Here is a 12,875-nt window from a genome sequence, read left to right as displayed (position 1 = left end):
GTGTTGGGGTGTTGGGGTGTTGGGGTGTTGGCGGTGTTGGCGGTGTTGAGGCTGTTGGGGCTGTTCGGGTAGCCGAATGGTCGGGTGGTCAGGGTGATGAGTAAAATAGACAATTGGGGAGAGCTAGGGAGTTAGAGTAATTCAGGGTAATCTGGGGAGTTGGCGTGGTTGTGGTGCGGTAACAACAGCAACAACACCAAACAGGCTGCCCCTAAGGAGCAGCCCTATGATGGTTAAATTTACACCTGATATGGGATCGAGAGCCAATCATGAATTACAGCACTTGATCTCCATCATAAGTAGCAATTTTTTTGTACAAATCCGGACGGCGGTCGCGGAAAATTCCCCACTCGATCCGCTGAACTTCCAGCTGATCCAAGTCGAATTCAGCGACGAGCACGGTTTCTTCCGTGCGGCCTGCTTCTTCGATCATATTGCCCTGCGGGCCTGCAATGAAGGAAGATCCGTAGAAGTCGATGCTGGAATCCTCGTCTACTTCTTTGCCGATGCGATTCGATGCAATAACCGGCATCAGGTTCGACGCGGCGTGTCCGCGCATACACATTTGCCAGTGATCCTTCGAATCGATGGAACCGTCCTGCGGCTCGGAGCCGATTGCGGTCGGATAGAACAGCAGCTCAGCGCCCATCAACGCCATTACGCGCGCAGCTTCCGGGTACCACTGGTCCCAACAAACGCCGACGCCGATTTTGGCGTAGCGGGTTTTCCACACTTTGAAGCCGGTATCCCCAGGGTTAAAATAAAACTTCTCCTCATACCCCGGACCGTCCGGGATATGGCTTTTGCGGTAAGTGCCAAGCACTTGGCCATCGGCGTCAATCACAGCCAGCGAGTTGTAGCGTGCATAATTCTTTTTCTCATAAAAAGAAATCGGCAATACAACTTGAAGCTCTTTGGCAATTTCACGGAAATGATTGACCGCTTTGTTGTGCTCCAGCTCCGTGGCGTAGCGGTAGTAGTCGGACTTTTCTTTTTGGCAGAAGTAAGGCGTCTCAAAAAGTTCCTGAATCAAAATAATTTGCGCACCCTTCGCTGCCGCCTGACGAACCAGGGCCTCGGCTTTGCGAATGTTTTCTTCAATGTTATCGGAACAGCTCATTTGCGTTGCTGCTACTTTTACGTTTCTCACGATCAATCACCCTTTCTTGCCGGCAGGCATTTGCTGCGTTGTGCAGTGGACGTTGCCGCCCTCTTTGATAATGGACATTCCGTTGATTTTGCGGATTCTGCGATCCGGGAACGCCGCGCTCAGCACCTCTTCCGCTTTGCGATCCGTTTCTTCCGCAGTCCCGCCGAACACCGGCAAAATAATGCCGCCGTTAACGAAATAAAAATTCAAATAGCTCAAAGTCAAACGCTGCTCCTCAAAAAACGTGATCGGAGGCTGTTCGATTTGGATAATCTCGAAGGAACGCCCTTTGGCATCTGTCGCATTGCGCAGAATCTCCAGATTTTCCTGTGTGATGGCATAGTTCGCGTCCGATGGGTCGTTGCATACTTGCAAAATAATTTTGCCTGGAGCAGCGAAGCAGGCGATGTTATCGACATGGCCGTCCGTTTCATCGCCGTCGAGCCCTTTGTTCAGCCAAATGATTTTCTCGACGTTCACGAAATTTTTCACGAGCTCTTCGATTTCCGAGCGGCTTAACTCCGGGTTTCGGTTCGTATTAAGCAAGCATTCCTCTGTTGTCAAAAGCGTGCCTTCCCCATCGACGTGGATGGAGCCGCCTTCCATAACAAGCGGAGCGTCAAAACGCTTCACGCCGTGATGCTCCAAAATTTGCGGAGCTACGTTGTCATCCAAATCCCAAGGCGCATATTTGCCGCCCCATGCATTGAATTTCCAATTCACCGCGGCAAGCTCCTGCTGCTCATTCAGCAAAAAGGTTGGGCCGTTATCGCGGAACCAAGCGTCATTATGCTCAATCGTCAAGAAGTCTACGTTAGACTCTGTAAACATCGCTTTTACTTGCTCGGCATCCGTAGGATTGACGATCACAGTGACAGGCTCGAACTCGGCGATGGCCTTGGCCAGATCCGCATAGCCTTTTGTTACAACGGCATGATCTTCCGGGTATACCATGGAGGCTTGTACAGGCCAGGAAATGAAAGTACGTTCATGCGTCGTCCATTCTGCCGGCATTTTATAGAGTAAATCCTTAGGTTTCATCTTTTCATCCATCTCACTTTATATAAATTTATTGGGTAGATCCTGAATATACGATTTCAAGGGCAAAATGCACCGTCTTTCATCATATACCAAAAGGAGCCTGCGCTCAATGCACAGAGCTTTACAATTTTAGCAACGATATTTTGGCAAGGTCCTTCCAAGGTTCGGCAAAAATCCATCCATAATTCGCTTCGTATAGTTTGCTCCCGTTCTATGAACATTAAAAAGGCTTGAAAAGCGCAGCACACATTAGGGAGGATGGACGAACTTGGCAACTATTTTACACATTACCGCGCACCCTCACGATCATCAAACATCCTACAGCATGGCTGTAGGGAAAGCTTTTATCGATGCTTACCGGGAAGCCAATCCTAACGATGAAGTCATCCCCGTCGACTTGTATAGCATTTCGGTCCCGCACATCGATGCCGATGTTTTTAGCGGATGGGGGAAATTACGGGGCGGTCAGGATTTTTCCTCGCTCAGCAAAGACGAACAGTCCAAAGTAGCCCGGCTCGGCGAATTAACGGATCAGTTTGTTGCGGCGGATAAGTATGTTTTTGTCACACCGATGTGGAATTTCTCTTTTCCTCCTATTATGAAAGCTTATATCGATTCGCTGTGTACAGCCGGGAAAACGTTCAAATACACGGAAAACGGCCCTGTCGGCTTACTTCCCGGCAAAAAAGCGCTGCATATCCAAGCCCGGGGCGGCATCTATTCGGAAGGCCCCGCAGCAGCTATGGAAATGGGGCATCGCTATTTAAGCATTATTATGGGATTCTTCGGAATTACCGATTTCCAGGGGATTTTTGTGGAAGGACATAACCAGTTCCCTGACAAGGCGCAGCAAATCAAAGAAGAAGCGATCTCCCGGGCGCAAGCGCTGGCAAAAAGCTTCTAACACAAAAAAGGAGCCTAGGAGGCTCCTTTTTTGTGCAGTTATCTAGCAAAACGCAAAGCGGTCTAACCTCCGCTTGTTTTCTTCCGCCCCCGGTACTGCCCCGACCGCAGCTCCAAAATATAAGCCTCCGCGTCAGGCATCTGCTCATCTTTGGCATGCTGGACAGCAAGCTCGATGTCATAGGGAACTCTCACATGCTGGAGATTGAACGTACCCGGCTGCTCGCTGGCATAATGCCCTTCCAACAGCACATAGGAAGCTTGCGTCATATCCAGCGGATTGCCGACGCTCCCCGTATTGAACAGCATCCGTCCCTTGAGAATTTGCAGGAAAGCATTGTGAACATCGGCATAGCCCGCCACATCCGCTTCCCGCTGCGCCCCGCAAGCTTCAGAGGAGTCGAACATCGAGAGCCTGCTCTCCATGGAATCCCACGGCTGAATGCGCTCGTACACGCTTCGCGGCGAAGCGTGAAACAACCTTACGAACTTGCCGCTCATCCAAAACTCGCAGCAAAACGGCAGCCCTTTCAAATACGCCATCCGCTCTTTCCCCAACCGTTCCTGCTGCCAAAGCAAAACCGGGTCTGTCGTTTTGTTCCCGATGAAATCGTCCCAATTTCCTCGAATAACCGTATCGCAGGTTGCCCGCACGCGGTCCACGATCTGCTCGGAGTGGGGGCCCTTGCCGACGAGGTCTCCGAGACAAATCATTTGCGTTACTTTCCGCTCCTGAATATCGTTCATCACCGCTTCGTATGCAGGCATATTGCCATGGATATCTGAAATAAGGGCTATTTTCTCCATCTAGCCGCACCCGCCTTTAGGTTAAATTGGTTCCGTCGTTGCCGTGGCCGCTGTCGCTGCATCTGTTTCCGTCCCCTTGCCTGCCCCCCGAACCAGGAAAGGATGCATCAGGTACAGACCAGCCGCGTACAGCAGTACAGCTATATAAACAGGAAGCAAATGAATAAAATCCGTATAACCGATATGAAAATGAACCAGCAATCCGGCAGCGAAGCCCGGTATCCCGCCCCACAGAAACGTCCACCACAGCCAGCTTTCGCCTTGGTTCACTCCCCAAAGCGCTGAACCTGTGATAGCGACCGCCAGCGAAAACAAGGCCCCGCCGAAGCCCGCCCTGTCGTGCGCGATTAGCGGAATCAGGCGCTCGTTCCACTCGGCAAGCTGCCCGGCGCTCACCCCGAGATAGGCTAAGTCGGTCGGCACGAACACGCTCGTAATTCCGACGAAAGCGATCGTCAGCCCTCCTGCCGCCAGGCCGAATCCAAGCACAACGAAGCAGCATTGCCCCCATTGGGCCCGGCGCCAGACCTTGTCATTTCGCACGCCTGGCGGCTTGCGCGAGGGGGAGTCCTTCAAACCGCGCAGCGTGAGCAGCAGCATCGGAAGGAGCACTGCGGCCGCAGCAGCATGCAGCGGGTCAAAATAACCGTAGCCGAGATACAGAAAAAAGCTGCTGAAGCCGACCGTACACGAAGCCATAAGCGCAGTGCGCGCCCAGTGCAAGCCAAAACGCAGGCCGTGCCTGGCAAGCTGACTATAAAAAATGCCGATTGAAATCATCGTCCCCGCTAAGGTGATACGGTCATGGGACATGAAATGTATAATATGCCCGTTAAATCGATTTATGACACTTCGGCTCACGCCAAGAAAGGTTTCATCGTAAGGTAAAAGTACGCTGGTGGAGGCGATCAGCCATGCCAGCACACCGCCAATCATCATGCTGAGGCCAAGCAGATTCATCCAGCCCCAATTCGCCCAAAAAGACGGCGGCCGGGGCTCTTCTGTCTTATGAATGCGTTCATACAGGATCGCTTCGTTGATTCGTTTAGGCAGCCCGGGGCCGGCATATACCAGCCCGCTGTGCAGCTGCACGCTATTCGCGCCAGCCGTGAGCAGCTCCAGAGCGTCCTGCGGCTGGCTGACTGCGCCAGCCGCAACGATCGTGCCCGCCCCTGCCGAGCGGAGCCGGCGAATCAGGCTCAGCTGCGCGCTGAGGACGTCGCTCCCGCCAACGCGGATGCGGCGGCTGCCCTCCTCGCGCAGCGCTTCGCCGACGGCGACCCCGCCCCAGCCCGGCAGCTGGGCGGCAAGCTCCCGCAGCATGCCTTCGGGCAGCTGCGGCGGCACATACAGCAGCGCCGGCTTGCCCGCTGCTGCTGCCAACTGGCGTACCTCGCGGAGGTACGCCAAGGTCTCGTCCGGTGGCCAGCCTTCGGCGAGGCCATCGATGTAGAAGCCAGCCGCGTACGGCGCCAGCTTCTCCAGCAACTCCTGCTGCTGAAGCAGCGCCTCGCGCGGCGAGCTGCCCGGCATCGGCCGCAGCCGCACGAAGTGCGGCAGGCGATGCCCCGTGCCCTTGCGCAGGCGCGCGGCGACGCGGTCCGCGCCGTCGTTCGCATAGCCATCGGCGTACACGATGGCTTCCTGCCCGGGGACGCGCACGATGGCCTCGTCGCTGCGCACCTCGCGCACGGTGACGGGGCCGAGCTCGATGAAGCCGATCCCGAGCTGCGCGAGCGCTTTGTGCGCTGTGCCGTGAGGATCGAGCGCGCCGCTCAAGCCGACGGGGCACGGGATCGGCACGCCGGCGATTTCGTCTCGGAGCACGGGCGACTGCTCGAAATGGCCCATCGTTTTGATCACGAAGGTTCCGCCCGGCATACGGCTTAAGCCGCCCATCGCCTTTAAAGTGAGATTCCTTGCCAGCTTGGCCGGCAGACGAAACAACAACGGTTTGAATATCGCATGATAAGACCAGTCAGGCATCGAAGCGCTCCATTCTCTTATAAGGATATGGAATTTTCTTCATTCTAGTATATCGCGAAAGGCTGAACGTGCATACAGACACAGATTGTTGTCTTTTCGTGTGATTACAATCACACCTCGCCACCCTGCCTTTTACTATACTTACCTCATCCCCATCAAAACTTTCTGAAATGAGGCGAGTCCCCATGCTAAGTCAACGTTCGATCGACATCATTAAATCCACGGTTCCCGTGTTAGAGATACATGGCACAACCATTACGAAACGCTTCTATGACATGCTGTTCACCTCGCACCCGGAACTGCTGAACATATTCAACCATGCGAATCAAAAACAAGGCAAGCAGCAAACAGCTTTAGCCAACGCCGTTTATGCAGCTGCGCTGCATATCGACAGGCTCGAAGCGATCTTGCCGGTTGTGAAGCAGATTGCGCACAAGCATCGCAGCCTGGGTGTGAAGCCGGAGCATTACCCAATCGTCGGACAGCATTTGCTCGCCGCCATACAAGATGTGCTTGGTGATGCGGCTGCACCGGATATTTTGCAAGCATGGGCCGAAGCCTACGGCATCATCGCCGATGCTTTTATCGGAGTTGAAGCGGATATGTATCATCAGGCGGAAGCTCAGAAGGGCGGTTGGGCGGATTTCAAACGTTTTCGCATCGTACGGAAAGTGAAAGAAAGCGATGTGATTACCTCGTTCTATCTTATGCCTGAGGATGGCGCTCCACTCGCTGCATTTGAACCAGGGCAGTATGTCAGTGTCAAAGTCGAGATCCCCGGCGACGAGCATACGCATATTCGGCAGTACAGTCTATCGGACCGACCAGGAAAGCCTCATTACCGGATTTCTGTAAAACGGGAGGATGTGGCAGCGGACCGCCCCGCCGGCAAGGTTTCGGTGTTTCTGCATGAGCAGACAACGGAGGGCGACGTGCTGCTGCTATCTGCGCCAGCCGGAGATTTCACGCTGGACCAGCAGGATAACCGGCCTGTCGTTCTTATTAGCGGCGGTGTCGGATTGACCCCGATGGTTAGCATGCTGTATACGTTGGCAGCCACCAATCCGAAGCGCCCAGTGACGTTCATCCATGCCGCTCAGAATAGCCGGCATCATGCCTTCAAGCGGCACATTGAGGAGCTGGCCTTGCAGTATCCGGCAGTGAGCGTTTATTGGTGCTACGATCAACCGACAGCTTCGGACCGGGCAGAGAATGCTTTTCATAGAGAAGGCTATGTGAGTCTGGATTGGCTCCAAAGCGTGGTGCCTGCGCCATCGGCCAGCTTCTATTTCTGCGGTCCCGTTCCTTTCATGAAGACTGTAAACAGTGCGCTTCGCGAATGGGGAGTTCCTGAAGAGGATCGGCATTATGAGTTTTTCGGCCCTGCCGGCAGTTTATGATTTGGGGAGTTCGCGGCTTGCTCCCGCAACAGGCGGTTCACGGTCTCCCGGCGCAGCCCGATCAATTGGCCGATTTCTTCCTGCGTTAACACATCGGTCAAAACGGTGGTGCCCAAATAGCTGTGTACCCACTGCTCCAGCTTCCTAAGCTTCATCGCAGGCGTCACTTCGGTCAATTGATCGATGCGCTGCTGCATCATCCTAAGCTTATCCTGCAGCTGCTGGGCGATCATGCGGAATTGCTCAGGATTGCTCTCAAGTTGGCGGTACCACCCATCCGCCTGAATGATCTCAATTTCGCAAGCCACGAGCGCAATTGCGGTCCCATAGTAGGGCTTGGGGCTGATCAAAGAATGATGCGGGATCGTCTCTTCCGGCACAATAATGTTAACGAGCGTGGCATGGCCGTCTTCGTGGACACGGACAATTTTGAGCAGTCCGCTTTGGAGCCGGAACAGGCCTCCTGATTCCCCTTGGCGGAACAACGTCTCTCCTTTGTGCAGCCTCATATTCAACCTCCTTTACAAGAAAAAGCGACAGCAGTTTACTATGCTGATCGCTTTTTTTACAGTTCTTTTTTGACAGACGTTGGCGTCACTTTGCTGCGGAGCAGCGCGAAGGCCTCCGACCATTTGGAGACAACCGGCATTTGCTCCACCTTCCCAATGAGCCACACGGATACCATCAGACCAAGCAGGGAAACCAGAACGGCAGATGGCAGAGCCCAAATCGAGGTCGGATGCGCAAAAAAAGGAACGAACGACACCGCCAAAATCGGAGCTGCATTCCATTTGAGAAGTTGTATGAGAGAAATCGTGACAATGGCCGTAAGGAAAAAAGAAACCGCGCCGTGACTCACACTGTACATCACACTCCCGATCGTTACAGCAACGATCGCGCCTAATGTAATTCGGCCGACATCTTTAATTTGATCCACGCGATGCATGAACAGAAAGCTGAAAGCACCGAGTGTCGGATAAAAAACCATCTTCAGCGATGGAAAATGATAAGAAGCCCAGTAAGCTCCCATTAAGTAGCAGCAAATGATGATTGAACGCAGAAGCATCGCAAGTTTCCGTCCTTTATTGTAAGTAACAACAAGCAGCAAGCCTGAGCCTGCTGCTAAGCTTTTCTTATTTTACCTAAGATCGGCGAGGATGGTCAATTCCAATATTCTTCTAAAATACGTTCGTTTCGGTTAATTCCGGTCCACGGATACGGTCGTCGAGGCAAAAAACTTCGCCACCGCAAAGGATGCCGCGCCGAGCACGGTCGAACGGTCGCTAAGCCGGGAGAACTCCACGTTCAGCAGCTTTCGCGGATGCGGCAGAGAACGCTTCTCCAACAGGTTCAGCAGCGGCTTCATCAGCCATTTCTCGGCACCCGCCAGCCGGCCTCCGAGAATGATGAATTCGGGGTTATAGCTGTTGATGATGTTGATGACGCCCACGCCCAGGTAATACCCCAGCCGCTCGAAAAGAGCGATCACCGTCTTGTCTCCGGCTTCCGCCTTGCTAAGCAGCGTTTCAAGCTGTGCTGGTTCGCCCAGTTGTTGACGGGCTTGCTCCAGCAGCGCATGCTCGGAGGCATACAGCTCCCAGCAGCCTAAGCTGCCGCAGCGGCATTTGGGTCCGTCATGCTGAATCGAAATATGCCCGATTTCGCCGGAGAACCCGGTCGCGCCGCGGTACAGCTCGCCTTTGATAATGATGCCCGCGCCGATCCCAATCCCGATAGAGACATACACCAGATTAGCCGTGTCTTTCCCGGCGCCGAACTGCTTCTCCCCAACGGCTCCGGCGTTAGCTTCATTGTCGATGACGACGGGAATATGAAACGTATCTTCGATGTGCTTCTGCAGCGGCACATTCTCCCAACCTAAATTCGGCGCAAACAGCAGATTGCCGTCCTCATCGCATATGCCAGGCACACCGATGCCAATGCCGATGACCCCATAGGCGCTTTCCGGCGCGCTGCCGATCAGCTCGCGGATCGTCTTTTTCAAGAGCTCAATGACCGTTTCAACGGATGCGTTGTCATGCAGAGCTCTTTTTTCGCTGATAACCTTACCGGTCAGGTCTGTCAAAACAGCGAGGATATCATGAACGCCCAGATCCACACCGATGGCGTATCCCGCCGTCCCGTTGAAGAGGAGCATCATCGGCTTCCGTCCGCCGCTGGACTCGCCGGCACCGATTTCATCGACCAGGCTGCTTTCGATCAGCTCGTTCACAAGGCTGGATACCGTCGCTTTCGTGAGCCCTGTAATCTCCGCGATCCGCGCGCGGGAGATGGGCGAATCTGTGCGAATATGGTGGAGCACGATGGATTTATTTATTTTTTTCACTAAATTCAAATCGCCTGTTTGCTTCATATCTAGCCCCCACACCGCTCCTACAGCTTGTCTTTTCTACTATCTTTGTAAGTGATTGAACTGATTTTAACACGAAAGGCTCCGTCACGCACTAACTAAGTTTGTTTAATGAATTTACAAACTTTATGAATGATGTTATGATGACTGCATAAGCATTTATTATTCCATTTTTGGAGGCTGAATTCATGAGCTACTTTGAGAACATCCAACAAATCAAGTACGAAGGCCGCACATCGACGAACCCGCTGTCTTTTAAATTTTATAACCCTGACCAAGTGATTTTAGGCAAAACAATGCGCGAGCATATGCGTTTTGCAATCGCTTACTGGCACTCTTTCTCCGCTAACGGCTCCGACCCGTTCGGCAGCGGCACGGCCATTCGCGCTTGGGATCAATATTCCGGACTTGAGCTGGCTAAAGCGCGCGTTGACGCTTGCTTCGAGCTTCTGCACATTCTCGATGTCGACTACTTTGCCTTCCATGACCGCGACATTGCGCCGGAAGGCAGCACATTACAGGAAACGAACCAATACCTGGACGAGATCGTTGCCCTGATCAAAGAAAAAATGCAAGCTACCGGTAAAAAATTGCTGTGGAACACGGCAAACATGTTCACGAACCCGCGTTTCGTACACGGAGCTGCTACGACGAATAACGCCGACGTTTTTGCTTATGCGGCTGCGCAAGTGAAAAAAGCGTTGGATCATGCGAAGGAACTCGGCTCTGAAAACTACGTTTTCTGGGGCGGTCGCGAGGGTTATGAGACGCTGTTGAACACCGACCTTGGCCTGGAGCTCGACAACCTTGCCCGCTTCCTGCACATGGCGGTTGATTATGCCAAAGAAATCGGCTACACCGGTCAATTCCTGATCGAGCCTAAGCCGAAAGAGCCGTCCAAACACCAATACGACTTCGATGCGGCAACGACGCTTTCTTTCTTGCAAAAATATGATCTGCTTCCGTATTTCAAATTAAACCTGGAAGCTAACCACGCTACGCTTGCCGGCCATACGTTCGAGCACGAGCTTCGCGTAGCCCGCATCAACGGCGTTCTTGGTTCCATCGATGCGAACCAAGGCGATCTGCTGCTCGGCTGGGATACCGACGAGTTCCCTACGGACCTGTACTCGACGACGCTTGCGATGTACGAAATTCTGCTTAATGAAGGCGGAATCGGCAGCGGCGGCGTGAACTTCGACGCCAAAGTCCGCCGCACGTCCTTCGAGCCGATTGACGTGGTGTACGCCCACATCGCTGGGATGGACTCCTTTGCGCGCGGCTTGCAAGTCGCTGCCAAACTGATCGAAGACCGCGTGTTCGACAATATTCTCGATACGCGCTACGCTTCCTTCAAATCCGGCATCGGCGCGGATATCGTGTCCGGCAAAGCAAACTTCAGAACGCTTGAAGCTTATGCCCTGGAAAACAGCCACAACATCGTGAACCAATCCGGCCGTTTGGAATTGATTAAGGCTACAGTGAATCAATACCTGATTAACTCTTAATTGCCTTTATACTCCCGCTAACGGGACGCAGCATGAGACTGTCTCAAAAGGTCAGATATGACCTGAGGGACAGTCTTTTTCGTCTTCCGGCCGAGAGACCCCACCGTCCCCCCGGAAAAACCACCGGTTAAACGCAAGAGAAAGCTGCAAAGTCGCCCATGTGCTGACAAACGTCCAGTACCAGCTCCAAACGCGGTATTCAATCAGTTCGGTATGCCGCTCGAGCAACACTTCAATCAGCGTGATGGCTGCGGGAAATGCCAGTACGAAGAGGAAGCGCCTCCAGCCCTTTTTTACCTTCGGATAGTACATATTCAAATAAACGGCAATGACCGGGTACCCGATAAATTCAAATGTCAAGCTCGAGTAATTGCGCTGCAGCTCCCTTACCGGATAATCCAGCCAGTCGTTCTGCACAACGATTAGCCCCAGAATCCAGCTCAAAAACTGTTGAAACAAAAAAGCAACCTGCGCTTTACGTCGGTCGCGTTTTGGCACGAGGAGCATTCCGATGACGGAAATTACCCACACGGCTAAGATAATCATATGGTCCGCCTTAACATTCATAACCGCCGTTCTGCCCTTCCTTCTATATCTTCCTTCCGTATCTCCCGTTGAAAAAACCATGACGCATATTTCCTTATCGCATTTAAAACAATCCATAAGAGCAGCATGTGAAGGTAGATATCGAAATGAAGATAATCCAGAAGCTCCGTATAGCTGGAAATCAGCTTTAAGTAAATGCCCAGCAGCAAGACGGTGCGAACGTGATAAAAAAACCTTCCCGCAACTCGTTTGTGACTTGGATAGTGCAGCGCAAACAGCGTCGAGACCAGCGGAAAAAATATATAGTTATTCGTGAAGTTGTTTCCGGAGGCCGCAGGAAATTCACGGATCGGATTCTCAATAGCCTGCCACTCGACCAACAGCAAGCTCATGCTCCAAGTTACCATTTGCGTCGACAGGAATAACAGCACAGCTTCCCGAGCCCGATGCTTCGGTATCATGACCGGAATGAGGAGGATGCAAAGCACCCAGATCATGATCAAAATCACTCGTTCCACTGTCATGGTTATCAGCCCTTCTGCCCTAAATGTCCTAATTCCCAATATGCCCGAATTGCTTCCATTTATCCCCGAAACAAAAAAAGAAGAGCTCTGACTTACAGCTCTTCGACATTTTTCTCTGCTGGTTGCAGCGGTGCAACATCGTTATTGTCACGCACGGTCTTTTGGAGCACGAAAGAGGACATGGTGAGAAATAACGCTGTAACGGCGTAATACCCTTTTACGGAAAGCAATTGTTCGAGATTAATAATGCCGATGAACATGCCCAGCAGCGCAAGCGCGAAAGAACTCCATGCCAGAAACGTAAAGGCCGATGTGTTTCGTTTACGGGAATCGTAGCCGTCCTCTAAATTATCGCGAATGACCTTTTGCAGCACAAACGCCGACATTGTCAGAAATAAGGCGCATACGGCGAAATAACCTTTTACGCTCAGCGATTCTTCTAATGTATAAATGCCTATGAACATGGCTAGGAAAGCGCCGATAAAGGATGCCCATGCCATAAAAGTAAAAGCCGATGTGTTCCGTCTCCGATTATTGAGTATCATTTGTAAATCCTCCTTGGCTGCTGCTGCAACCGTGTAGTAGCTAGCTCTTGATACTTATTATAGGAGAATGGAATCATTCCAAATAGTACTATTT

14 protein-coding genes and 1 pseudogene are annotated in these 12,875 nt (G+C 52.5%); 4 read left to right on the top strand and 11 right to left on the bottom strand.

Annotation, left to right across the window (positions count from 1 at the left end):
• Positions 1–274 precede the first annotated feature (274 nt).
• A complete protein-coding gene (gene aguB / locus AC3WRW_RS15035) occupies positions 275–1,150 on the bottom strand; it encodes an N-carbamoylputrescine amidase (RefSeq protein WP_492547118.1) in 876 nt (291 codons plus the stop codon).
• Between the two features lie 6 nt (positions 1,151–1,156).
• Positions 1,157–2,191 (bottom strand): agmatine deiminase family protein, encoded by a 1,035-nt coding sequence (locus tag AC3WRW_RS15030; protein WP_492547117.1) that lies wholly within the window; start codon positions 2,189–2,191, stop codon positions 1,157–1,159.
• Between the two features lie 268 nt (positions 2,192–2,459).
• Here AC3WRW_RS15030 and AC3WRW_RS15025 point away from each other — a divergent pair, with 268 nt between their 5' ends.
• Complete coding sequence (locus AC3WRW_RS15025; RefSeq protein ID WP_492547116.1) at positions 2,460–3,095, top strand: FMN-dependent NADH-azoreductase; 636 nt, start codon at positions 2,460–2,462, stop codon at positions 3,093–3,095.
• A gap of 62 nt (positions 3,096–3,157) precedes the next feature.
• Here the strand turns inward: AC3WRW_RS15025 and AC3WRW_RS15020 are convergent, their stop codons facing one another.
• Both AC3WRW_RS15020 and AC3WRW_RS15015 read right to left on the bottom strand, forming a co-directional pair.
• Positions 3,158–3,901 (bottom strand): metallophosphoesterase family protein, encoded by a 744-nt coding sequence (locus AC3WRW_RS15020; protein WP_492547115.1) that lies wholly within the window; start codon positions 3,899–3,901, stop codon positions 3,158–3,160.
• Between the two features lie 21 nt (positions 3,902–3,922).
• Positions 3,923–5,449 (bottom strand): dihydroorotate dehydrogenase, encoded by a 1,527-nt coding sequence (locus tag AC3WRW_RS15015; protein ID WP_492547114.1) that lies wholly within the window; start codon positions 5,447–5,449, stop codon positions 3,923–3,925.
• 3 nt (positions 5,450–5,452) lie between these two features.
• On the opposite strand from AC3WRW_RS15015, the gene AC3WRW_RS15010 reads away from it, so the two are divergent.
• Positions 5,453–5,791, top strand: a complete 339-nt coding sequence (locus AC3WRW_RS15010; protein WP_492547113.1) for a hypothetical protein — start codon at positions 5,453–5,455, stop codon at positions 5,789–5,791.
• 281 nt (positions 5,792–6,072) lie between these two features.
• Positions 6,073–7,287: an NO-inducible flavohemoprotein gene (gene hmpA / locus AC3WRW_RS15005; RefSeq protein WP_492547112.1), complete on the top strand. Its 1,215-nt coding sequence runs from the start codon at positions 6,073–6,075 to the stop codon at positions 7,285–7,287.
• Here the strand turns inward: hmpA and AC3WRW_RS15000 are convergent.
• The 3 genes from AC3WRW_RS15000 to AC3WRW_RS14990 form a co-directional block, all read right to left on the bottom strand.
• The gene (locus AC3WRW_RS15000; protein WP_492547111.1) at positions 7,254–7,796 is read right to left on the bottom strand and encodes a Crp/Fnr family transcriptional regulator; all 543 of its coding nucleotides are present in this window, start codon (positions 7,794–7,796) and stop codon (positions 7,254–7,256) included. The two genes, hmpA and AC3WRW_RS15000, sit on opposite strands and share 34 nt — an antisense overlap.
• Positions 7,797–7,852: 56 nt before the next feature.
• Complete coding sequence (locus AC3WRW_RS14995; RefSeq protein WP_492547110.1) at positions 7,853–8,353, bottom strand: hypothetical protein; 501 nt, start codon at positions 8,351–8,353, stop codon at positions 7,853–7,855.
• A gap of 132 nt (positions 8,354–8,485) precedes the next feature.
• Positions 8,486–9,661: an ROK family protein gene (locus AC3WRW_RS14990; protein WP_492547109.1), complete on the bottom strand. Its 1,176-nt coding sequence runs from the start codon at positions 9,659–9,661 to the stop codon at positions 8,486–8,488.
• A 185-nt stretch (positions 9,662–9,846) separates the two neighbouring features.
• Between AC3WRW_RS14990 and xylA the strand changes: the two genes are divergently transcribed.
• Positions 9,847–11,166, top strand: coding sequence for a xylose isomerase (gene xylA, locus AC3WRW_RS14985; protein ID WP_492547108.1), 1,320 nt, complete (start codon positions 9,847–9,849; stop codon positions 11,164–11,166).
• A 51-nt stretch (positions 11,167–11,217) separates the two neighbouring features.
• Here the strand turns inward: xylA and AC3WRW_RS14980 are convergent, their stop codons facing one another.
• The 4 genes and pseudogenes from AC3WRW_RS14980 to AC3WRW_RS14965 all read right to left on the bottom strand — a co-directional run.
• Complete coding sequence (locus tag AC3WRW_RS14980) at positions 11,218–11,712, bottom strand: CBO0543 family protein (RefSeq protein WP_492547107.1); 495 nt, start codon at positions 11,710–11,712, stop codon at positions 11,218–11,220.
• 17 nt (positions 11,713–11,729) lie between these two features.
• Positions 11,730–12,236 (bottom strand): CBO0543 family protein, encoded by a 507-nt coding sequence (locus AC3WRW_RS14975; RefSeq protein WP_492547106.1) that lies wholly within the window; start codon positions 12,234–12,236, stop codon positions 11,730–11,732.
• A gap of 92 nt (positions 12,237–12,328) precedes the next feature.
• The gene (locus AC3WRW_RS14970; RefSeq protein ID WP_492547124.1) at positions 12,329–12,532 is read right to left on the bottom strand and encodes a YiaA/YiaB family inner membrane protein; all 204 of its coding nucleotides are present in this window, start codon (positions 12,530–12,532) and stop codon (positions 12,329–12,331) included.
• Positions 12,533–12,574: 42 nt separating this feature from the next.
• Positions 12,575–12,781: pseudogene (locus AC3WRW_RS14965) on the bottom strand (YiaA/YiaB family inner membrane protein); the annotation flags it as partial.
• Positions 12,782–12,875 lie beyond the last annotated feature (94 nt).

This window comes from Paenibacillus sp. FW126-R14 (assembly GCF_058789495.1).
Note: the sequence above shows the minus strand (reverse complement) of the source record. Positions and strands in the feature narration are given on the sequence as shown.